The organism is Microlunatus speluncae (assembly GCF_009299835.1).
GTDB lineage: Bacteria > Actinomycetota > Actinomycetes > Propionibacteriales > Propionibacteriaceae > Microlunatus > Microlunatus speluncae.
The window spans coordinates 79,708-100,950 of the sequence record NZ_VKCZ01000002.1 but is presented as its reverse complement, the minus strand read 5'-3'; the positions used below and the strand labels follow the sequence as shown (position 1 = coordinate 100,950).

The following is a 21,243-nucleotide window of genomic DNA, read 5'->3' as shown; positions in this document are numbered from 1 at the left end:
GATCACTCGGCGTCGCGCCGCTGATCCCGCGGGAACGGGTACGGTTCGGGCTCGGCGGCCGGCTCCGGGGCGTCGAGGAAGGTCGCGACGTCGGTGTCGTCGAAGCCGAACGGCTGGGACAGCTCCGACGTCAGGGCCGCCGGTTGATCACCGGCTCCGGCCGAACGCTGCTCCTCGTCGTCGGCGGCGATTCGATGCTGAGCTTCGACCGGCTCCGGGGTGGCGGTCAGCGGCTCCATGCTGACCCCTGGGAGGGTGACGATCGCCGGATCGAACTCGACCGGGACCAGATTCGCCTGCCGGCCGCGCTGCGGTTCGACCACCAGCATCAGGTGGTCCGGCAGGTTCTGCAGGACCACCGGCTCGACGACGTACTCCTGGACCCGCTGGTTGGTGTTCGCGTTGGTCCAGTTGGTGCCCTCGGCGAACGAGCGGGTGACCGACCAGTTCCGGGTCTCCGAGAAGTTCTTGCCTTCGCTGGTGGTCTCACTCTCGGTGCGACCGAAGGACTTGTTCTTGGAAGTGTCGGTCGGACCCCACTCGCCGTCGCGGAAGGTGGCGTTGCGGCCCTTGGTCCAGTTCTTGGTCCAGCCGGCCGAGGTCGACACGTTGATGCCCTCGGCGACGGCCGAGCCGGAGCTGTCGCCGGTGGTGTGGGTCTCGTTGCCGCCGAGGGTCGCGGTGAGTTGGCTGACCACGAACTTGTGCTCCCGGCCGATGTGATCGGCGGCCCGGCCGGCCTCGGTGGCGTTGCCCAGTCGCATGAACCCGGCCAGTCCACGACCGATGAAGTTCTCGGCGTCACCGCGCAGGTTGCGGAACATCATGGTGATCCGGATCCCGCGTCGTTCACAGGCATCGGAGAGTCGCTCGAGGTGCCGCAGCTTGATCGAATCGGCGCCGACGATGATCACTTCCGGCTTCGTCAGGTAGTAGTCGCCGACGATCCGGTGGGTCAGCCACTGCACCAACAGGTCGGTCAGGAACTCGCTGTGCACGTTGTTGGCGTCGCTGGCCAGCGCCATGCAGGTCAGATAGCCGGGACGGGAATCGACGCCCTGACTGCCGAGCCGTTGCAGCGGCTGGAGGTAGGACTCGAGGCGCTGCAGCCGGTCGGCCGAGTGCCGCCGGAGGTCGACCGAGAACAGCTCGTCGGCGAGGTGATTCTGTTCCTTGGCGGACAGCACACCGTCGACGTCGGACTGGTCCATCAGGGCCCGCAGCCCGGCAGCCAGCCGGGCCAGGGTGAAGGTGTCGCCGAGCTGATCGGCGATCGCGGTGAGGAACCGGTGATCGATCGTGCGCTCGGACCGGCTGGAGGCGTCGTCGTCGGCGTACATCGATTCGATCACCGCGTCGACGATCTGAGTGCCGCTGAGATCGGAGAGCAGGGTCGTGGTGGTGAGCTGATCCGGCAGCAGTTGGGCGTCCACCGGCACGCCGGCGGCATCGGCGGTCCGGGCGAGCTCCTCACTGACGATCTCCCGGGACAGGTCGAGCATGATCACCGGATGCTGGGCCAGGGCCGAGGTCCCGTACACGGTGAGGAACGCCTGCCAGGCCCACAGGTTGCCGCCGAAGATGTCCAGCCGGCGGGTCTCCGGCGGAGTCGTCGCCGCACCCCACTCCGGAAGTTGATCAACGCGGACCCGTTCGGTCTGCTCCCAGTCGGCACCGCGCCCGACCCACTCCTCGTACTGTTGATCACAGTTCCGCAGGTGCTGCTCCTTGCCCGAGTCGATCGCCTTGATCTTGGTCCGGCGGCGGTACGAGGCGAAGATCAACACCGCCACCGTCGCGATCGCCGTGATCAACAGGCCGCCGAGCAGGAAGCGCCAGAAGTCACCGCCGGGCACGGCGAGCGCGTTGTAGATGCCGAGGACCAGGGAGAGGATGCCGCCGACCCAGAACAGGACCAGGGCGAGCGTCTTGGTGTTCTTGAAGCTGGTGTCGATCCGTTCGGGTCCGCTCACCAGGTGCAGCGGAATCGTCGGGGGAGCGGGCTGCTCCTCGGCGAACGGGCGGGCGAACCGGGTCCGGTCGCGAAACACCCAACCGAGCCGTTCGCCCGGATGGAACAGGCGCGACCGCGCCGCCAGGTCCGCGCCGTTCACGGGTGTCGAGGAGGGCATCTGTCAAGCTCCGACCGCAGCATCAGGGGGCAGGGACGTTCAAAATATCAGCCGCCTATGGGTCACTTCGGCTCCGCGAGCGCCGACGGCCCGCCAGCCTCTTCAGTTCGGCCCCGATCGCGGGCTAAGTTGTCCATCACCATGACCAGCGGGAGTCGGCAGTCGATGTGGCAGCAGTTGGGCGACCTGGCCGGCTGTCTGGTCACCGAGTTGCCGCGGCCGCCGGAATCGGCCGAGCCGACCTCGGACCGGAGTCGTCGTCTGGCCGCCCTGATCTCGGCCTACCACGCGGATGCCGGACCGGTCGCGGTCTGCTGGCACCGGCCGACCGGGTCCGGACCGGTCCAGGTCCACGTGGCGGGAAGCGGGCTGGTGTCGGCCGATCCGTATCCGCGGCAGACGGCCCGGTTGAGCCTGCCGGTCGGCGCCGCCGGTCGCCGTACGCCTCCGGGGGCGCTGGCCGAGACCCTCGGCCAGGTCGCGAACTGGGCGCCGATCCGGGTCGTCAGCGACCCCCTGGCCGTCGAGGAGTCGCGCCGGTCCGCCGCGGCACCGGTGCCGGCAGGCCCATCGTTGGAAGACTGCCTGTTGGGCGTCTGGCAGGAGCCGTTCAGCTGGCTGGTGCTGGCCGAGCCGGTCGACGGAGTGACGCTCGAGGAACTGATCGCGGACGCCTCCAACCAGCAGCGGCGCGCCGCGACCAGGGCAGAGTCGTCGCCGGACTATGCCGTCCGGGCCGAGCAGCTGCAGGCGCGACACCGCGAGCTGAACCAGGCCGTGACCGGCGGATTGTGGCGGCTGCGGTTCGCCGCCGGCGGCGAGTCGCCCGAGGCCGCGGCCCGGATCGCCGCCCTGGTCAGCGCCTCGACCGACACCGACGAGCTGCCGTACACCCTGACCCCGACCCGCACCACGGGCACCCTGCAGTCCCTGCTGACCGGCTCCGACGGAGAATCGGACGATCCGGACGACTTCGTCAGCTCGCACCTGCTGGCCGCGGTCGCGGTGCCGCCGGCGATCGAGATCCCCGGGGTGCGGTTCCGGCTCGCGCCGGAGTTCGACGTCACGCCGGAGGTGCAGCTCGGATCCGGCGGCGCGGCGACGGACGGGCTGCGACTGGGCACGGTGCTCGACCGGCAACGCCGCCCGGCGGGCGACCTGGTGGCGACCCGTTCGAGCCTCAATCGGCACACGTTCGTCTGCGGTGCGACCGGCGGCGGCAAATCGCAAACCATCCGCGGCCTGCTGGAGACCGCGACCGAGCAAGGCTTGCCCTGGCTGGTCGTCGAACCGGCGAAGGCCGAATACCGCCTGATGGCCGCGCGCCTCGCCGGCACGGCGCATCGGGTGGTGGCGATCCGCCCCGGCGATCCCGATCAGCTGCCGGCCGGCCTGAACCCGCTCGAGCCGGGCGTCGACGCCGACGGCCGTCGCTACCCGCTGCAGACCCACCTCGATCTGGTCCGGGCCCTGTTCCTCGCCGCGTTCGAAGCCGACGAGCCGTTCCCGCAGGTCCTGGCCGCCGCCCTGACCCGGTGCTACGAAGAACTGGGCTGGGATCTGGCCCTCGGCGAGCCGGTCAACCCGGCGGTCACGCCGCGCTTTCCGACCCTCGGCGACCTGCAGCGGACGGCGACCGAGGTGGTCGAAGACATCGGCTACGGCCGGGAGATCACCGACAACGTGCGCGGCTTCATCGCCGTCCGGCTGGCCAGCCTCCGCCTCGGCACCACCGGCCGCTTCTTCGAGGGCGGTCACCCGCTTGATCTTGAGGCGCTGCTGCGGTCCAACGTGGTGTTCGAGATCGAGGACGTCGGCGACGACCGGGACAAGGCGTTCCTGATGGGCACCGTGTTGATCAGGCTGGTCGAGCACCTGCGCCTGCTGCAGAAGAAGGAACGCGGCGCGTCGGTCGGCCTGCGACACCTGAGCGTCTTCGAGGAGGCCCACCGCCTGCTCCGCAACGCCACCGAGGGCCCGGCCGCCCACGCGGTCGAAATGTTCGCCGGCCTGCTGGCCGAGATCAGGGCCTACGGCGAAGGCCTGGTGATCGCCGAGCAGATCCCGTCCAAGCTGCTCCCCGACGCAATCAAGAACACCGCGATCAAGATCGTCCACCGCCTGCCCGCCCAGGACGACCGCGACGCCGTCGGCGCCACCATGAACCTCACCGAAGCCCAGTCCAACTACCTGGTCACCCTCCCACCCGGCCAAGCCGCCGTCTTCACCGACGGCATGGACTACCCGGTCCTGACCGCCATGCCCGACGGCACCGATCGAGAGAGCGCCGACGTCGAGCCGGCGACCGCAGCCGACCTCGTCGGTCGCCGCAGCGTCACCTGCGGCTCCGATTGCGTGGAATCTCCCTGCACCCTCCGCCAGATCCGCGAAGCCCAGAAGATTCTGCAGTCCGACCAGATCCTTGCTTTGTGGGCGGAACTGAGCGTGCTGTCACATCTCACGGGAGAGTTGATGCCGGTGCCCCAACCGGCGATTCTCGATGCGGTTCGTGGGCTGGACTCGAGATTGCGGGACTGCTCTGTTTCACATGCAGTCGAGTCCGCGATCGCTTCTCGTTCGAAGGCTCTGGCGCACGTGGTCAACGTAGACGAGCTTGCCGCCCATGTGAGTGACGCGATGTATGCACGAATCGTCGGGCGGACTACGAAGTGCGAGCCCGACGAGCCAAGATGGTACGTCCCTACCAGTGACTGGCATACGCTCGCGTTCGGGTCCGAGGTTCCGTCCACGGTGGAGATGGCCGTGGGCGCCTCGGTAGGCGACAACAGCTGGCACGACCAACTGAATGGACGACTTGCTCTGTTCCTGAGCTGCCATTGGCCTCTGAATTACTTGGTGTCGATGGGAGCAACCTGATGGCTATCGATCGGCTGCCGAACGACCGGATGGATCCCGAGAGTTCCGATTCCGCTTCCGACTCGACCCCGATTGCGGACGCACCGAGGGAGACCGGCACCGAGAGATCCGATCAGGGCACAGGAGCCATAGAAGACATTTCGTTCGACGAGCTACAGCAATTGGCCGATGTGGAGGAGGCAGAGCACTCGGATACGAAGTCGGATCACGCCGAATCCGACCGTGTGCCCGTGACCGCAGACCCTGGACTGCAGAGCGGCTCGTCCGATCGCAGCACCATGACCTTCGACGAATTGCGGACTTTGGCTGACGAGGCAGAAGCCCGACATGCTGAGTCGAGGGCGATCGAGTCTGCAGCTGACGCCAGTGTCGGACATCAATCAGAACCATCGGCCGACACCGATGACAACGTCGTCTCCTTGAGCGAGGCCTCGGTCGAGAACCTCCGGGAACCAGTCGAAGGAATTCGGCAGCAGCCCGACTCGAAGCGCTCGGTGGACGAGCAACCTTCCGAGGGGCAGTCGCAGCCCGAGTTTCGGTTCGTGAAGCCCGGCGACCTCAAGCCGGAGGCAAGCTCCGTAGCGATTGGTGATGACGGCCGCGGGAAGCTCCTAGCGACATCAGATCCGTCCGGCTACCACCACTTGGAGTATTCGGCAGGCGAGGATCGAGAAGTCCGGAGCGAGCGAACCACCGGAGAATCTGTGAACCTGGCGAATGACGAGATCGCTCGTCAGGGGGTCATGGACCCCGACGTGGGGGATAGTCAAGAAAGAAATCCCGCGGGGCTGTCCGGAGGAACCGACTCGAGTGGTGCCTCGCAGCTCCCGGAATCGGACGCGACTGACTCTGATATCGAAGTCAGTCAGCCACAGATGTCGCAGGATTACTACTCCAATATTCCCCCGGTGGCTCTGGAACGGTACCTGGTTCGGGACCCTGACAAGCCAACGCCAATATTCGACGGCCCGCCGACCCGGGACCAGGTTGTGCAGGGAAGCGTCGGCGACTGTGGCATCATCGCAACCATTGGAGCAGTCGCTGGCCAAAGGCCCGATGTGATCCAGAGTGCGATCCGAGAGATTGGGAATGGGAAATTCGACGTCATCCTCCACGAGACTGACGGAGCGGGACACCTCACCGGAGGTACACGAGTCCATCAGGTCGATGACGTGCTGCCGGTGAACGTCAGCCACCGAGATCGGCCCGTCGCAGGTGCGGAGGCTGCTTCAGTCGGCTGGCCGGCGATACTCGAAAAAGTGGTTGCAGCGGAGGATCAAGGTTGGAGCGCCGACCAGCACCGGGTGTGGCAGGAGCGGTGGGAAGACGGTGCGCACAGCTATGGTGACAAACATGCCGTCGACGACGACCGCCGCATGAACGGGTTGCCTCCATCGCCTGATTTCGCACCGTTGGGATATAACAGGCTCGATCTAGGATCGACGAGCTATCAGCAGGCCGACCTGATGGCTCGCCTGACCGGCGTTGAAGCCGAAGTGTGCGAGTTGCCAAATGGTCCGCGAAGTGACGAGCAGACGATTCGTGAGTTGAGTGATCGACTTGACGAGAACAAGCCAGTAATTGTCGGAACTCGAGGTCGTGCTGCTGGCGAGCTGTTCCCGCCTGGGATTGAGCCCGGACACGCCTACGAGGTGGTTCAGGTTGACCAAGACATGATTCAGTTGCGGAATCCGTGGGGGTGTGACCATCCAAGTCCGATGGATGCCAAGACTTTTAGATCCTATTATCAGTCCGAGTATGCAACTCTGAAGTGAGGAAAGACATCGATGACCACTGGCCCATCAGACAGTGTGACAATCCAGCTCGGCATCCCGTACCGGCTGGCCTCAGGGGATATTCTTGGTGGGCAGAACTACACCGATGACGACGGTGAATGGGCCATTCGGCTATTCATCAAGGATGAAAGCGGCGAACGCTATCTTCATCTTCGTGAGGGTCAGACATTTGACTTCTCGGGAGATCACTGGCACGTCGCGAAGGTATTTGAGCCGACAGCGGGAACTCGCGGCTCGGTCGCAACGGTCAGTAGGGCTGGATAATAGTTCGGACTGCTTGATGCATCCCGTGACCCGGCCCGAGGCGAGTGATCGCCCGGCTGGCCCTAGTCACGCCTAGTCACGCCGGGCGAGGATTTCCCCATGCAGGATCGAGAACCAGCCGTCCTCGGCAGCTGACCACGCATGCCAGGCGGCGGAGATGCGTTCGAGGTCTTGAGTGGTGGCCAGGTTGTCGCGGACGAGTTGGTCGGCGAGGGCGGAGTGGAGGATGCGGTCGGCCCACATGCCGCCCCACCAGGCTCGGTCTTCGGGCGTGCTGAAGCACCAGGTCGATGAGGTCGCGGTGATGTCGGTGAAGCCGGCGGTCCGGGCCCAGCTGAGGAGTTGGCGGCCGGCGTCGGGTTCGCCGCCGTTGGCGCGGGCGGCGGTGCGGTAGAGGTCGAGCCATTCGTCCAGCTCGGGGAGCAGGGGCCACCAGGCGAAGGCGCGGTAGTCGCTGTCGCGGATGGCGACGATGCCGCCGGGTCGGGTCACCCGGCGCAGCTCGCGCAGGGCTTGCACCGGGTCGGCGACGTGTTGCAGCACCTGGTGGGCGTGGGTGACGTCGAAGGTGTCGTCGGTGAACGTGAGTGCGTGGATGTCCTGGACCTCGAACCGGACGTTGGTCACGCCGCGTTCGGCGGCGAGCTCGCGGGACAGGGCCAGCTCGGGCTCGCCGATCTCGGTGGCGGTGACCTGGGCGACCTGCTGGGCGAGGTCGAGGGTGATCGTTCCGGGTCCGGCGCCGACGTCGAGCAGGTGCTGGTCGGGGCGCAGGTGGGGCAGCAGGTGGGCGGCCGAGTTAGCCGCGGTACGCCAGCGGTGGGAGCGCAGGACGGACTCGTGGTGTCCGTGGGTGTAGGTGCTCATGGTGGACCTCCGATCGGCCTTCATCCTGGCTGAAATCGAATCAATGTCCAGAATGAGAGACTAATCGTCTCGATATGTGAGTCACGGCCGCCCTGGCTACCCACCGCGGACCGTCCCGATGACCAGGATTCCGGTCACCGGGCCGGACAGCGCTTCCCTTAGGCTGGAGACGTGATCAATTGGGCGATGGCCAGCGATCTCGATCGGGTGGATGAGCATCGGAGATCGGCCGAATGGGTGGCTCACCTGTGGCGCTCACCCGACGCCAAGTTGCTGAAGCTCGACCAGCAGAGCCGGTTCACCACCAACGCCGGCGGCAGCAAGCTCCGGATGGTGAAGCCGTTCGTCGAATACGACTCGCAACGGCACCGGCTGCTGGGGCTGCTGGACGAGGTGCCGATCTTCGCCGTCGAGGCGCTGACCGAGGGCGACGTGCACGATTTTCGTGAGGTCGCCCATCAGTTGACCGACAACGAACGCGACATCGCCGCCACCGCGGCCGGGATGATCAACTGGCATCGCAGTGAGCCGCACTGCCCGCGCTGCGGGGCCGAGACCCGGGTCATCAACGGCGGTTATGCCCGGCACTGCGCCGGCTGCGATCTGGAGCTTTTTCCCCGGACCGACCCCGCGGTGATCGTCGCCATCATCGATCCGGAGGACCGGCTGCTGCTCGGCCACCAGGTCAACTGGCAGGGCAACCGACTGTCAGTGTTCGCCGGCTTCGTCGAGTCGGGGGAGTCGCTGGAGCAGGCCGTCCACCGGGAGATGGCCGAAGAGGTCGACGTGCGGCTGAGCGAGGTCAACTACTTCGGCAGCCAGCCGTGGCCGATGCCGCGATCGCTGATGCTGGGCTTCTGGGCTCGCGCCGAGAGCTCCGACATCAGCGTCGATGGCGAGGAGATCGGCTTCGCCGCGTGGTTCAGCCGGGACGAGCTCACCCAGAAGCTCGCGGCGGGTGAGATCTCACTGCCCACGAAGAGTTCGATCGCGCACCGCCTGGTCCAGGCATGGCGCGACGGCGAACTGACCTGAAAGCGGCCCGCCCGCGGCCCCGGTCAGATCAGGCGGGGCCGGAGGCCGCTGGCTCGATTGGCCGGGTGCAGGATCGCCTGGCGGATCGCGTCGACGGTGCCGAAGACCTGCACCCGATCCGTCGCGCGGGTGACGGCGGTGTAGAGCAGCTCCCGGGTCAGCAGTGGCGAGTCCGGCGGCGGCACGATGAACGAGACGCAACTGAACTGGCTGCCCTGCGCCCGGTGCACGGTCATCGCGTGCACGGTCTGCACCGCGTCCAGCCGGACCGGTGACACCACGGTCGGCTTGGCCCCGCGGGCGAACGCCGCCCGCGGCCCATCAGGGGTGGTCACCACGACGCCGGTGTCGCCGTTGTACAGGCCCAGCTCGTAATCGTTGGCGGTGATCAACAACGGCCGGCCGGGATACCACTCCGCGCCGCGGTCCCGGCGACCGGCCGTGCCCTCACTCGGCACGGCCCAGGACCCGAAGGCCTCGATCAGCCAGTGCTCGGCCTCGGCGCCCCACCGGGCCACCCCGAACGGGCCCTGCCGGTGGGCACAGAGCAGGCGGTGTTGGTCCAACCCGCGCAACGCCTGCTCGAACTCGCCCGCGGCCGCGGCGTCGTGGCTCACTCGGCCGGAGCTGCGGACCTGATCACGCAGCGGCTCCAGGCCGGGCGGATCGGCCCGATCAAGATCACTTTCGACGAACACCACGTCGGGCGCCCCGGATCGCAGGACGGCGATCGCGGCGTCCGGATCCGACTTGCGGATGGCCTGGGCCAGTTCGTCGATCGCGCCACCGTAGCGCCAGGTGTGGCTCAGCCGCACCACGCCGTGCACCGGTGTCTGCCCGTCGCTCGGACCGAGAACTCCCAGTGCCTCGGCCAGCGCCGAGTCGTCGGCCCCGGGTGCGGCGGCGATGTCGGCCAACACGGCCCCGGCCTCGACCGAGGAGAGCTGGTCCGGGTCACCGACGAACACCAGCCGGGCGTCCGGCCGGACCGCCTCCAACAGCCGGGCCATCAGGGTCAGCGACACCATCGAGGTCTCGTCGACCACGATCACGTCGTACGGCAGATGATTGCCGCGGTGATAGCGGAACCGGCCGCGGGAGCCGGGCAGCCAACCCAGCAGCCGGTGCAGGGTCGAGGCACCGAGATCGCCCAGCCGTTCCCGATCACCGGCCGGCAGTCGGCTCGTCGCGTCCCGGACCGCCTCCTCCAGCCGCGCCGCGGCCTTGCCGGTCGGCGCGGCCAGGGCGATCCGCAGCCCGCGGCCGGGCCGATGTTCCGAGCCGGGCTGATCCAGCAGCAGGGCCAGCACCCGCGCCACCGTGGTCGTCTTCCCGGTGCCCGGCCCGCCGGCGATCACGCTGACCCAGCGCAAGGCCGCCACGGCCGCCGCGAGCCGCTGCTGATCCGGCTCGCCGGCCGGCAGTCCGCTGCCGGTGAACAGCCGGTCCAACGCCTCGGTCAGCCGGGCCAGATCGACCTCCGGCGGGGTGCCGCCCTCGCGCTGCAGCCATTCGGTCCGCACTTCCTCTTCCTGCAGCCAGTAACGCTCCAGGTAGAGCAGCCCGTGCGCCAGCCGCAGCGGCCGCCCGCCCGGTTGATCATGGCCGTCGCTCACCATCGGGCTGGCCCGGACCGCCGCCAGCCAGGCCCCGGGCTCGGGCCAGGGCAGCGTCGACACGTCGATCGTCACCTCGGAGGTGTCGAACGAGGTGGTGTGCACCTCGGCCAGATCGATGCAGACCGAGCCTGCCCGCACAGCGCGTACGGCCAGCGCGAGGGCCAGCCGGACCCGATCGTCGGCCTCGCCGGCCAGCCGGGAGATCGCGGTCGCCGCATGCACGTCGGCCGGCCCGAGGACACCCGCGGTGTTGAACTCACGCAGCAGCCCCTCGGCGCCGATCACCAGGGCGGCATCGGCAGGATCCATGATCATCGTCTCGGTCATGATCAGCTCCGGCCACGGTCGAGAAGATCGGACAGCTCCGTGATCATGGCCGGCGGTGGACGCCAGCTGAACACGCCGCACGGGATGCCGTCGGTCGCCGGAGTGTCCGGCCCGGCCATGCCGCGGAGGAACAGATACAGCACGCCGCCGAGATGATCATCGGGCCGGTAGTCCGGCTGTCGCCAGCGCAGGTAGCGGTGCAGGGCGACCGAATAGAGCAACGCCTGCAACGGGTAGTGCGCCCCGATCATGGCCCGGGCCAGCGACGGCAGCTGATAGCGCCGCAGCGGCAGCTCGTCGACCGGCTCACCGATCCAGTTGGTCTTGTAGTCGACCACCAGATAGCGCGGCGCCTCGGGCGTGCCGGCCCGCAGCACCGCATCGATGCTGCCGACCAGATAGCCGCGCAACGATTCCTGGGCCAGCTCGGGCAACTCGAGCTGATCGGGATAGTCGATCAAGGGGTCGTTCGGCGGCAGGTGCCGACGGAGCAGCGGCGCCAGATCGGGCAGCATCAACTCGCCGGTCGGTTGATCACCGCCGGCCAGCGGAAACTCGAAGTCGAGCTCGGCCAGCCGGTCGGCGGTCCCGAAGTCGCGCAGCCGGCGATCGTCGGCCAGCGGCCCGAGCGGAGTGTCGTACGTCGGCAACAGCCCGTCGATCAGGCCGTCGGCGGTCATCGTCCCGGCCGGCACCCGGCTCAGCTCTGCGCCGGTGGCGCGGCGCAACTCGGCCTCGAGATCGTCGGCCGTCGGATCGACGGCCTCGAAGATCGCGTGCACGACCGTGCCGAAGTCCGCACCGCTCGGCAGGTGACTCATCGGCGACGCCCGGTCCAGCCCGTCATCGGCCGGGCTGCCACCGGCCGTGGGGATGGGATCGTCGCCGAGGGCCAGGGCGGCCGTCGCCTCGTCGTCCTCCTTGGTGGGCTCGGCCTCGCTGCCGACGCCCGCGGTGTCGCCCGGCATCCCGTGGGCCGCCGCAGTCAGTCCCGAGTACGAGGTCCGCCGCCACATCAGGTCGAGGGCGCGGTCGAAGGCCCGGACCTCGAGCCCGGATGGCGGTTCGGGGCCACCGGCCGGGGAGGCCGGCTGGCGCGGCTCGACCAGTTCGACCGAGATCCCGGCGCCGAGATGCGACAGGGACCGCGGATCGTCGGTCACCGGATAGGACTGCTCCGGCTCGACCCCCTCGATCCGCGGGCCGTACAGCAATCGTTGCAGCGCCGACGGCGGGGTGTTGCGGGTCGGCGCCCACCAGGTGATCAACTGGCACTTGGCCCGGGTCGCGGCGACGTACAGCAACCGCAGGTCGTCGCCGCCGTCCTCCCGCCGGGCCTGGGCCAGCCGCTCGGTCCGGCCGGGACCGGTCAGCCCGCCGACGTCGAGCACGGCCCGCAGCCGTCCGGTCGATCCTTCATGATCATCGTCGGCCAGTTCCTGATGCAGTTGCAGCACCTGGCCCTCGTCGTCGCCGACGTAGCGGTCCCACGCCTCGGGCAGATAGACGATCGGGAACTCCAGGCCCTTGCTCCGATGCACGGTGAGGATCTGCACCGCCTTGGAGTCGCTCTCCAGCCGGCGGGTGCCCTCGGTGCCGTCACGCCCGGCGTCGGCGATCCGTTCCACCAGATATTCGACCAGCGCGGTGACCCCGAGTCGGCCGGAGACCATCGCGGCGTGCAAGGTCTGGCCGATGTGCCGCAGGTCGGTCAGCTGCCGTTCGCCGTCGACCTGGCCGAGCAGCCGGGCCCCCACCGCGGTGTCGGTGATCATGGTCTCCAGTAACGCGGCGACACCGCGCCGGTCCAGGGTGCGGCTCCACCAGCGGATCTGCTGTGACAGTTCGGTCAGCGTCGGCTCGTCCGCGCGGGCCAGGTCGCCCACGGTCCAGCCGACGAAGCAGGTCAGCGCCGCGGACCGGACCCGCGCCTGCCGCGGCTGCTCCAGCGCGCGCAGCAGGGTGAGCCATTCCCGCGCCATCGCCGCACCGAAGACGCTGGTCGCCCCCAGCACCACGGCCGGCACCCCGGCGGCGGTGAGCGCGTCCCGGATCGCCTCGGCCTGCCGGTTGCGGCGGACCAGGACGGCGATGTCGCCGGGCCCGACCTCATGATCGTCTTCGTCGTCGCGCAGTCGCACCCGGGACGCGATCAGCCGAGTCACGTCGGCCACCAGGTCTTTGGTGATCTTCGGCCGGACCGTACGGACCATCGGCATCCGGGACGCCTCCGGATCGTGCTCCAGCACCCGGAGCCGGACGGGCGCCGGCAGCTCCCCGGTGTCGCCGAGCAGCAACCGGCGCTCGGCGTGATGGGCCCGGACCGGCCGGACCACGATCCGTTCGTCGCCCAGCGCGGCACCGCCGAACAGCGACTGGGCCGCGTCGACCAGGGCGGCGTCGCTGCGCCGGTTGACGTCCAGCGTGGCGATCGTGTCGGCGACCCGGACGGCATCCAGATAGCTGAACACATCGGCGCCGCGGAAGGCATAGATCGCCTGCTTCGGGTCACCGATCATGATCAACGTCGCGTGGCCGTGGAACGCCGTCCGGACGATGTCCCACTGGATCGGATCGGTGTCCTGGAACTCGTCGATCAACACCACCCGGAACCGCTGCCGGAGCCGGTCGCAGGCGGCCTCACCCTGATCGGGATCGGTCAGCGAGCGATGCAGCCGGGTCAGCATGTCGTCGTAACTGAACAGCCGGCCCAACCCCTTGCGCCGGGCGACCTCGGCCCGCACCTCGAGCGCGAAGTCGACCTGCTCGGCCGACGCGTCGCCCCAACCATCCGGGCCCTGCTCCGGCGAGGGCCGCGGCACCAGCTCCGCGTGTGGCGCGTTGACCACGGTCTCGGCCAGCCGCAGCGCCTGGTCCGGCGGCAGCGGGGCGACGGCGGCTCCGCTCGCGTACCGGCGGAGATAGATGTCGCCCGTCGCCTGGCGAACCAGATCGGTCAGGTGCTCGACGAAGATCGCGTCCGGCTCCCGGTCGCCGATCACGCCCAGGCCGTCGAGCATCCGCAGGCAGAACTCGTGCGTGGTGGCGATCGTCGCCGCGTCGAAGTCGGCCCGGGCCCGGGCGATCCGGCCGTGTTTGATCTTGAGCTCCGCGGTCGCCCCGGTGCAGATCAGCCGCTCCACCTCGTCGCCGTCGACCTCACCGCCGGCGATCACCGTTGCCAGCCGCTGCTCCACCCGGACCAGTCGCTCCCGGACCCGGTCCCGCAGCTCGTTGGTCGCCATCCGGCCGAACGTGACCAGCATCAACTGGTCCAGCTCGACCAGCCCGTCGGCCAGATAGCGGGCGGCCAACGCGGCGATGGTGTACGTCTTCCCGGTGCCGGCGCTGGCCTCGAGGACGGTCGTCCCGGTTGGCAGCGGGCCAGTGAGGTCGAAGGGTACGGGCTCGGACACGCGGGCCTGGCGGGTCGGATCGAGGATCATCGCAGGTCCTCCCCGCGTAGTAGCGGCTGCCACAGCCGGCGAGCCAGGGCGCCGAACCGGGTCGGCTCGTCGATGTCGCCGCGCCGCTCGTCGGGCCGGGCCCGCTCAGCCATGAGGTGATCAAGATCGGGGCCGATCACCTGTTCGTACGAAGGATCGAGATCCTCGCCGTAGAGCTGGGCGAGCTTGCCCAGCAGCGGCTCGATCGGCCGGCCGGCCAGGCTCAGCCGGGCGTACTCACAGGACGCCTTCGGTGGCAGCGGCAGCGGTGCCTCCAGCCCGGTCCGGTACAGCTCGACCAGATCGCCGAGCAGCAGTTGGGCGATCTTGGCCGGCACCGGGCCGAGGATCGAGCGGCCGCGCCGGCCGATCGTCACCGCCCGCCACTCCCGGTCGGGCTCGGTCGCGGTCAGGGCCAACAGCTCGATCCAGGACGACAGCCGGTGCTTCGGCCCCAGCCGGGAGTACGCGACGCTGACCGGCCCGCCTTCCCGGACACCCGGCAGCGTGCCGGTGATCACGGCGTCGCCGGCCTCGGCGGTGATGTCGATGCCGCGTGCCGGCCCGGTCAGGAACTCCTCGGCGCCGGCGGCCAGCTCGCGCACCTGATCGATCACCGGGCCCAGCGCCTTGCTGCCGAACCGTTGTGGCGGCAAGGTGCCGCGGCGCCACTCGGCCGCCACAAGTTGATCAAGATCACCGCCCTGCAACAGCAGCCGGAGCATCCGGTCGCCGACCGACCAGGACTGCAACCCGTCCAGCTCGATCGGGATCTGATCATCGAGCTGCTCGTCGTCCTCGAACAGAAACAGACCCGCCCGCATTCGCAGCAACGCCCGGACGGGATGGCCGAAGAACCGGGTCAAGTCGGTCAGGTCGATCACGTCGTCGGCCGGCCGTGGCGGCAACGCCTCGATCGCGTACGGCGACACCGCCGGCTGCCGCGGACTGATCATGGCCCGAGCCCCCCGCAACGCCTGCCGGTCGAAGCTGAACGGATGATCATGATCACCGGTCGCGAAGTTCCTCGGGTCGAACGGCTGCAACGGGTGCGGGATCGTGATCATGGACCGGACCGACCGGCCGTCGGCCGGGATGGCGGTTCGGTCGAGGGTGTCCAGCAGTTCGCCGATCGGAACCGCCGGCGGCTTGGCCGCGCCGGTCCGGGGATCCGCACCGGAATAGATCACCACCAGCCGCTCCTCGGCCGACAGGATCGCGTCCAGCAGCAGCTGCCGGTCCTCGGTCCGCGGGTCCCGGTCGCCGATCCACGGCTGGGCCGCCACGATGTCGTCACCGTCGATCGAGGTGTGGCGCGGGAACACCCCGTCGTCGACACCGAGCAGCACCACCACCCGGTGCGGCACCGACCGCATCGGGGTCATCGTGCACATCGTCAGCGTCCCGGTCCGGAAGTTGGCCCGACTCGGCCGGCCACGGAACGAGTCGGCGAACAGGGCCCGCATCTCGGCCGGGCGCAGTTGCGTCGCCGCCTCGGCGAGTTGATCATCCTCGGCCGCGGCGACGGCGATCTTCTCGGCGGAATCGGCGATCCGGGCCAGCTCGCCATAGGCATGACCGAGCTGCCACGAGTCGGCCCGGCCGACCGCCGTCAACGCCTGGATCGCGTCCCGGGCCAGGTTGATCCAGTCCGGCAGCGTCCGGGCCTGGCCGAAGTCGATCACCGCCGATCGGATCCGCTGCACGCATTCGGTGAGCCGGCCGACCAGATCGACGTCGGAGGAATCGATGTCGTCGAGCGGCAGCGCCGTACCGAGAAAATGGTGCCCCGACTCGTCCATCGCGATGCCGAGCAGCAGCCGGTCCAGGCCCGCGGCCCAGGTGTTCTGGCCGAAGGCCGACATCGAGAACGCGGCCCGGTGCTGCGGATCGAGCCCCCAGCGGACGCCGGACCGCTCGATCAGATCGGCGATCCGAGCCAGATCATCATCGGAGAAGGAGAACTTCCGGGCCACCGGTTCGGTCGAGATCAGATCCAGCACCGCGGCCGCCTCGATCCGCGACGTAGCAAGATCAAACAGCGTCGACAGCGTGTGCAGCAACGGATTCAGCTGCCGCAGTGACCGGTCGGCCAGCCGGACCCGCAGCTGATGCCCGGGGTGAGCCTGATCCGGCGCCGCGTCGGCCAGCCCGAAGCCGGCCGAGATCAACGGCGCGAAGGTCTCGATGTCGGGGCACATCACGATGATGTCGCGCGGCTCCAGGGTCGGGTCGTCGGCGAGCAGGCCCAGCAGCACCTCCCGGAGCACCTCGACCTGGCGGTCGGGACCGTGGCAGGCGTGCAGGCCGATGCTGCCGTCGTCCGGCCGCAGCCGCCGGTCCGGCACCGGAGCGGTCAGGTCGCGGTCGGCGGCGAGATCGTGCTGCAACCAGCGGAGCAGGCTGGTCGGTTCGGGCTCCGTGGCGGGCTCGGCCGGGTGATGGTGCTGGGTCACCTCGGCGACGCCGTCCAACAGGGTCAGTTGCAGCTCCCGGCTGTCCCGGCCGAGATAGGCGAGCAGCCCGTGCTGGGGCAGGTCGACGGTGGGGTCGTCACTGCGGGGCCCGATCAGCGAGCCGGCGCGGTCGGTGCTGCGAAGGTTCTCGGCGATCCGGTCCCAGAGCACCGGCGACGGCTGGGTCAACCAGAAGTAGACGTCGCGGTGCCGGGCCAGGGTCGTCAGCAGCCGCAAATGATCGGGCAGCACCCGGGTCGGGCCGAACACCGACAGCCGATCGGGCAGGTCGCTCAGTGACGGTTCCTCGGCCAGCCGGTCGCAGACCGGTCCGATCCGCTCGGCCGGGCTGGGCAGCTCCAGCCGGGCCCGCAGCCGGCGCCACAGCTCGGCCTGCCAGCGCCGGTCCGGGCCGAGCACCCAGCCGCCCGGGCCGACGTCGCGACCGTCCAGCCAGTCCAGCAGCATTGCCGGCCGGCTGCTCGCGTACGCGGCGAAGAGCTCGGCCAGGTGCTGGGCGATCGACCAGCGCCGACCGCCGCGGGCGTCGCCGTCGGTCCGCTCACCGTCCAGCGGGTCGGCACCGCGACCGAGGAACGCCCACAGCGGTGCCGCCCACGCCTCGGTCCGAGCCGCATCGATCTCGGCCAGCAGCGGCCAGACCGCCCGCTGCGGCTGCCACGGGTCGGCGCCCGGCTCGATGCCGGTCACCGCCGCGGTGGCCCGGGCCGCGAGCCGGTACGGCGACGGGAAGTCGACGCCCGCGCAGACCCCGTCCTCGCCGGTCGCTCCCGTACCCAATCGGTGCGAGAGCTGCTGCGACAGCCAGCGCTCGACACCGTGCGTCGGGACGCAGACGATCTCGGTCGCGAACGGATCGGCCAGTGGCCGGCTCAGCACCTCGCCGAGGGCGGCCACCAACCGGTCGGACCGTTCGGCGCGATGGAGGTGCAGGCTCATGATCAGGCCACCCTAGGGCTCCCGGCCGACAGTCGAGCGACCCCTTCCGGTCAATCAGGTCCGCACCGCTGATCGAGCCGTCAGATCCGCTGCGACACGCCGCAGAAATGCCCGCGGAGGTGACGGGTCGGCGGGTTTGGGGGAGGGGGTCAGTGGGGGAGTTTAGGGTGGGGGGATGGCTGGTGTCGCGGATCCCGATCGGTTGATCTCGGCGCTGGATCCGGAGCAGCAAGAGGTTGCCACCACGTTGCGCGGGCCGGTCGCGGTGATCGCGGGGGCCGGCACCGGCAAGACGCGGGCGATCACCCATCGGATCGCCTATGGAGTCGCGACCGGGGTGTACCGGCCGGGGGCGGTGCTTGCGGTCACCTTCACCCAGCGGGCCGCGGGAGAGATGCGTGGCCGGCTGCAGCAGTTGGGGGTGCCGGGGGTGCAGGCCAGGACCTTCCACTCCGCTGCGCTGCGGCAGGCGCAGTATTTCTGGCCGCGGACGTACGGCGGCGAGCTGCCCGGCGTGCTGGACCATCGGATGGGCGCGGTCGCCGACGCCGCGGGGCGGCTCCGGGTCACCGTCGACACCCCGCGCCTGCGGGACCTGGTCGGCGAGATCGCCTGGGCCAAGGTGAGCAACGTCGGCCCGGAGGAGTACGCGCAGGTCGCGACCGCCCGGCACCGCAGCCTGGCCGCATTCGATCATGAAACCGTGGCCCGCGTCTTCGCCGGCTACGAGGAGGTCAAGCGGGAGCGGGGCCGGATCGACTTCGAGGACATCCTGCTCTGCGCCGCCGCGCTGATCTCCGATCACCCCGAGGTCGCCGACCAGGTCCGGAGCACCTATCGGCACCTGGTGGTGGACGAATATCAGGACGTCAGCCCGATCCAGCAGGCGCTGCTCGATCTGTGGCGGGGCGACCGGGCCGATCTCTGCGTGGTCGGCGATCCGGCGCAGACCATCCACTCCTTCGCCGGTGCGCAGGCCGACTTCCTGACCGGGTTCGGCCGCCGCCATCCCGGTGCCACGGTGATCAAGCTGGTCCGCGACTACCGGTCGACGCCGGAGGTCGTCGGGGTGGCGAACAAGATCATGGAACGGGCTCCGATCAACGGCGGGCTGGGCGCGGTCACCCTGGTCGCGCAGCAGCCGTCCGGCCAGGCGGTCGAGTTCGCGGAGGCGGCCAGCGAGTCGGCCGAGGCGACCGCGATCGCGGACTGGTTGCGCCGGCTGGCCACCGCCGGGACGTCGTACCGGGAGATGGCGGTGCTGTTCCGGATCAACGCGCAGAGCCCGCCGATCGAGCAGGCGCTGGCCGAGGCCGGGATCCCGTACCTGGTCCGCGGCGGGGAGCGGTTCTACGAACGACCCGAGGTCCGGCAGGCGTTGCTGACGCTGCGGACCGAGGCCCGGGTCGAGGTCGACGCCGCGGCTGAAGGGGCCAGTGGGGTGGGTCGGCTCAAGGCGCTGTTCGGCGCCCTCGGCTGGACGCCGGAACCGCCGACCGGGGCCGGCGCCGTCCGGGAACGCTGGGAGTCGCTGGCGGCCCTGGTCGCGGTGGCCGAGGATCTCGCGACCGCGGCGTCGGAGGACGGCGGGACGATCGACCTGGCCGGGATCGCCGCCGAGTTGGAGCGACGGGCCGAGGCGCAACAGGTGCCGACCGCCCAAGGCGTCACCTTGTCCACGCTGCACTCGGCCAAGGGCCTGGAGTGGGACGCGGTGGCCCTGTACGGGGTGCAGGAGGGCTCGATCCCGTTCGTCCTGGCCGACACCCCCGATCAGCAGGCGGAGGAACGTCGGCTGCTCTACGTCGGGGTGACCCGGGCCCGCCGCCGGCTGCGGGTCTCCTGGGCCCGCACCCGAAACGGCGGCGGCGCGGTCCGCAAGCCGTCCCGGTTCCTGGATCACCTGCTCTCGCCGGCCGATCGGCGGTCCGGGCCGGGCACCAGATCGGACGCCGCCGCTCGGCGCCGGTCGGAACTGTCCGCTCGCTGCCGCAGTTGTGGCCGCCAGCTCTCCGGCGCCGCGGAGCGCAAGCTCGGCCGGCACGAGGACTGCCCGTCGACCTACGACGAAGGCGCGTTGGAGGCGTTGAAGGTCTGGCGCAAGGAGGCGGCCGCCGCCGAAGGGTTGCCGGCCTACTGCATCTTCACCGACGCCACGCTGGTGGCGATCGCCGAGGCAGCGCCGGCCCGGCGGGAGGACCTGATCAAGATCCACGGACTCGGGCTGTCGAAGGTGACCAAGTACGGCGAGCAGGTGCTCTCCGTCCTGGCCGGATCGACACCCGGGACGGGCGGCGCATCGGGCACCGAGGAGAATTTGTCAAATAATCTGAGATTATTGCGAAAAGAGTTTGCATCCGCGGCAGACGGTTCCTTAAGCTAATCGTCGGCTCACCGGCCGGACGGACGGGTACGGCCGGAGAGCTGAAAAAGAGCAAGTCAGAGATTCCTGAGAGGAGGCGCGACATGGACACCAAAACCTTGATCATCCAGAACAAGATCAACACTCGAGTTGATCTTGCTTCACGCGCCTCCGTCGCGCTGCTCGGCCGTCGCCCGGTCACGGGTTCCGAGCTGCCCACCGGCCCCGCCCTGCTCTGCGTCGCCGATTTCGGCGCCGACATGGCCGTGCCGACCCAGCCGTGCGTCTCCTGCGACCCGCGTCCGGTCATGGTTCCGGCTCCGCAGCGCCAGAACCGGATCGAAGGCTCGGTCGAGGGTCATCAGGGCCCAGGTACGACCACGCATCAGAAGTCCGCCCGTGGCAAGGCCGCCACCAAGTTCTCCACCCGTTTGGGACGAAGAACCTGTAGTCCGCCGGTGTAGCTCCAAACACCGCGCAGCCTCCAGGCCGTGACTCCCAGACAACCGGGATTCACGGCCTTTGTGATTTCCCGGCTCAGAAAGTCGGATCGATCTCTCCGGACGATCCGTACCAAGGCCGAAATTGATCAAGGAGGTGAACAAGTGACTGTCTCAGTGCTGGAGTCACTTGGTTCAGCGCAGGAACTGGAGAAGCTGCCCTGTCGGCAGGTTGATCCGGAAGTCTTCTTCGCCGAGTCCCCGGCCGATGTCGAGGCGGCGAAGGCCCTTTGCAAGGACTGCCCGGTCGTCGCGGAGTGCCTGGCCGGCGCCCTCGAGCGGCGTGAGCCGTGGGGCGTCTGGGGCGGCGAGCTGTTCGTGTCCGGCGTCGTGGTGGCGCGGAAGCGGCCGCGCGGTCGGCCGCGCAAGTACCCGGTTGATCCGTTCAACGAGACCGGGACGGGCGAGGCCGCGGCATGATCCGCACGGAAGTCCGGCGGCCGGCGGAGGTGGACCTGGAATCGGCAGGTCCGTCCGCCGCCGCCGGCTCGGGGGCGGGCGTGCCCGCCATGATCAGGCTCGGCCACAGCCTCCGGCTGTGGCTGGCCCGGGCACTCTCATGATGATGATCATCACGGTCCGCCGAGTGGTCAGAAGTGGTG

The 21,243-nt window shown here is 69.3% G+C and carries 13 protein-coding genes; 8 read left to right on the top strand and 5 right to left on the bottom strand.

Features of this window, described 5'->3' with window-relative positions:
* Positions 1 to 2: 2 nt before the first annotated feature.
* The gene (locus FNH24_RS02960) at positions 3 to 2,132 is read right to left on the bottom strand and encodes a hypothetical protein (protein ID WP_152360655.1); all 2,130 of its coding nucleotides are present in this window, start codon (positions 2,130 to 2,132) and stop codon (positions 3 to 5) included.
* Between the two features lie 141 nt (positions 2,133 to 2,273).
* Between FNH24_RS02960 and FNH24_RS02955 the strand changes: the two genes are divergently transcribed.
* The 3 genes from FNH24_RS02955 to FNH24_RS02945 are packed head-to-tail and all read left to right on the top strand — an operon-like array spanning position 2,274 to position 7,069.
* Positions 2,274 to 5,009: an ATP-binding protein gene (locus FNH24_RS02955; protein ID WP_152360654.1), complete on the top strand. Its 2,736-nt coding sequence runs from the start codon at positions 2,274 to 2,276 to the stop codon at positions 5,007 to 5,009.
* Positions 5,009 to 6,784 (top strand): calpain family cysteine peptidase, encoded by a 1,776-nt coding sequence (locus FNH24_RS02950; RefSeq protein ID WP_152360653.1) that lies wholly within the window; start codon positions 5,009 to 5,011, stop codon positions 6,782 to 6,784. The genes FNH24_RS02955 and FNH24_RS02950 overlap by 1 nt, the downstream gene beginning before the upstream one ends.
* 12 nt (positions 6,785 to 6,796) lie before the next feature.
* Positions 6,797 to 7,069: a hypothetical protein gene (locus FNH24_RS02945; RefSeq protein WP_152360652.1), complete on the top strand. Its 273-nt coding sequence runs from the start codon at positions 6,797 to 6,799 to the stop codon at positions 7,067 to 7,069.
* 72 nt (positions 7,070 to 7,141) lie between these two features.
* Here FNH24_RS02945 and FNH24_RS02940 read toward each other — a convergent pair whose 3' ends face one another.
* On the bottom strand, positions 7,142 to 7,936 hold the full coding sequence (locus FNH24_RS02940) for a class I SAM-dependent methyltransferase (RefSeq protein ID WP_152360651.1): 795 nt from the start codon (positions 7,934 to 7,936) through the stop codon (positions 7,142 to 7,144).
* A 171-nt stretch (positions 7,937 to 8,107) separates the two neighbouring features.
* Here FNH24_RS02940 and nudC point away from each other — a divergent pair, with 171 nt between their 5' ends.
* On the top strand, positions 8,108 to 8,971 hold the full coding sequence (gene nudC / locus FNH24_RS02935; protein WP_152360650.1) for an NAD(+) diphosphatase: 864 nt from the start codon (positions 8,108 to 8,110) through the stop codon (positions 8,969 to 8,971).
* Between the two features lie 23 nt (positions 8,972 to 8,994).
* Here nudC and recD read toward each other — a convergent pair whose 3' ends face one another.
* From recD to recC, 3 genes are read right to left on the bottom strand one after another with little or no spacing between them, the layout of a single operon-like run.
* A complete protein-coding gene (recD, locus tag FNH24_RS02930) occupies positions 8,995 to 10,917 on the bottom strand; it encodes an exodeoxyribonuclease V subunit alpha (protein ID WP_217428016.1) in 1,923 nt (640 codons plus the stop codon).
* Positions 10,918 to 10,919: 2 nt separating this feature from the next.
* Positions 10,920 to 14,363, bottom strand: a complete 3,444-nt coding sequence (locus FNH24_RS02925; protein WP_152360649.1) for a UvrD-helicase domain-containing protein — start codon at positions 14,361 to 14,363, stop codon at positions 10,920 to 10,922.
* Complete coding sequence (recC, locus tag FNH24_RS02920; RefSeq protein ID WP_152360648.1) at positions 14,360 to 17,779, bottom strand: exodeoxyribonuclease V subunit gamma; 3,420 nt, start codon at positions 17,777 to 17,779, stop codon at positions 14,360 to 14,362. The genes FNH24_RS02925 and recC overlap by 4 nt, the downstream gene beginning before the upstream one ends.
* A gap of 175 nt (positions 17,780 to 17,954) precedes the next feature.
* On the opposite strand from recC, the gene FNH24_RS02915 reads away from it, so the two are divergent.
* The 4 genes from FNH24_RS02915 (at position 17,955) to FNH24_RS31320 (ending at position 21,204) form a co-directional block, all read left to right on the top strand.
* Positions 17,955 to 20,162, top strand: a complete 2,208-nt coding sequence (locus FNH24_RS02915; RefSeq protein WP_175047857.1) for an ATP-dependent DNA helicase UvrD2 — start codon at positions 17,955 to 17,957, stop codon at positions 20,160 to 20,162.
* Positions 20,163 to 20,245: 83 nt separating this feature from the next.
* Positions 20,246 to 20,605: a hypothetical protein gene (locus FNH24_RS02910; RefSeq protein WP_152360647.1), complete on the top strand. Its 360-nt coding sequence runs from the start codon at positions 20,246 to 20,248 to the stop codon at positions 20,603 to 20,605.
* Between the two features lie 141 nt (positions 20,606 to 20,746).
* The gene (locus FNH24_RS02905) at positions 20,747 to 21,061 is read left to right on the top strand and encodes a WhiB family transcriptional regulator (RefSeq protein ID WP_175047856.1); all 315 of its coding nucleotides are present in this window, start codon (positions 20,747 to 20,749) and stop codon (positions 21,059 to 21,061) included.
* On the top strand, positions 21,058 to 21,204 hold the full coding sequence (locus FNH24_RS31320; RefSeq protein WP_161605959.1) for a hypothetical protein: 147 nt from the start codon (positions 21,058 to 21,060) through the stop codon (positions 21,202 to 21,204). The genes FNH24_RS02905 and FNH24_RS31320 overlap by 4 nt, the downstream gene beginning before the upstream one ends.
* The last annotated feature ends 39 nt before the right edge of the window (positions 21,205 to 21,243 follow it).

Bases quoted from the DNA above. Each gene is read 5' to 3' on its own strand.
- FNH24_RS02960 (WP_152360655.1), bottom strand. From the start codon at position 2,132: ATGCCCTCCTCGACACCCGTGAACGGCGCGGACCTGGCGGCGCGGTCG.
- FNH24_RS02950 (WP_152360653.1), top strand. From the start codon at position 5,009: ATGGCTATCGATCGGCTGCCGAACGACCGGATGGATCCCGAGAGTTCC.
- recC (WP_152360648.1), bottom strand. From the start codon at position 17,779: ATGAGCCTGCACCTCCATCGCGCCGAACGGTCCGACCGGTTGGTGGCC.
- FNH24_RS02925 (WP_152360649.1), bottom strand. From the start codon at position 14,363: ATGATCCTCGATCCGACCCGCCAGGCCCGCGTGTCCGAGCCCGTACCC.
- recD (WP_217428016.1), bottom strand. From the start codon at position 10,917: ATGACCGAGACGATGATCATGGATCCTGCCGATGCCGCCCTGGTGATC.
- FNH24_RS02915 (WP_175047857.1), top strand. From the start codon at position 17,955: ATGGCTGGTGTCGCGGATCCCGATCGGTTGATCTCGGCGCTGGATCCG.
- FNH24_RS02945 (WP_152360652.1), top strand. From the start codon at position 6,797: ATGACCACTGGCCCATCAGACAGTGTGACAATCCAGCTCGGCATCCCG.
- FNH24_RS31320 (WP_161605959.1), top strand. From the start codon at position 21,058: ATGATCCGCACGGAAGTCCGGCGGCCGGCGGAGGTGGACCTGGAATCG.
- FNH24_RS02955 (WP_152360654.1), top strand. From the start codon at position 2,274: ATGACCAGCGGGAGTCGGCAGTCGATGTGGCAGCAGTTGGGCGACCTG.
- FNH24_RS02910 (WP_152360647.1), top strand. From the start codon at position 20,246: ATGGACACCAAAACCTTGATCATCCAGAACAAGATCAACACTCGAGTT.
- FNH24_RS02940 (WP_152360651.1), bottom strand. From the start codon at position 7,936: ATGAGCACCTACACCCACGGACACCACGAGTCCGTCCTGCGCTCCCAC.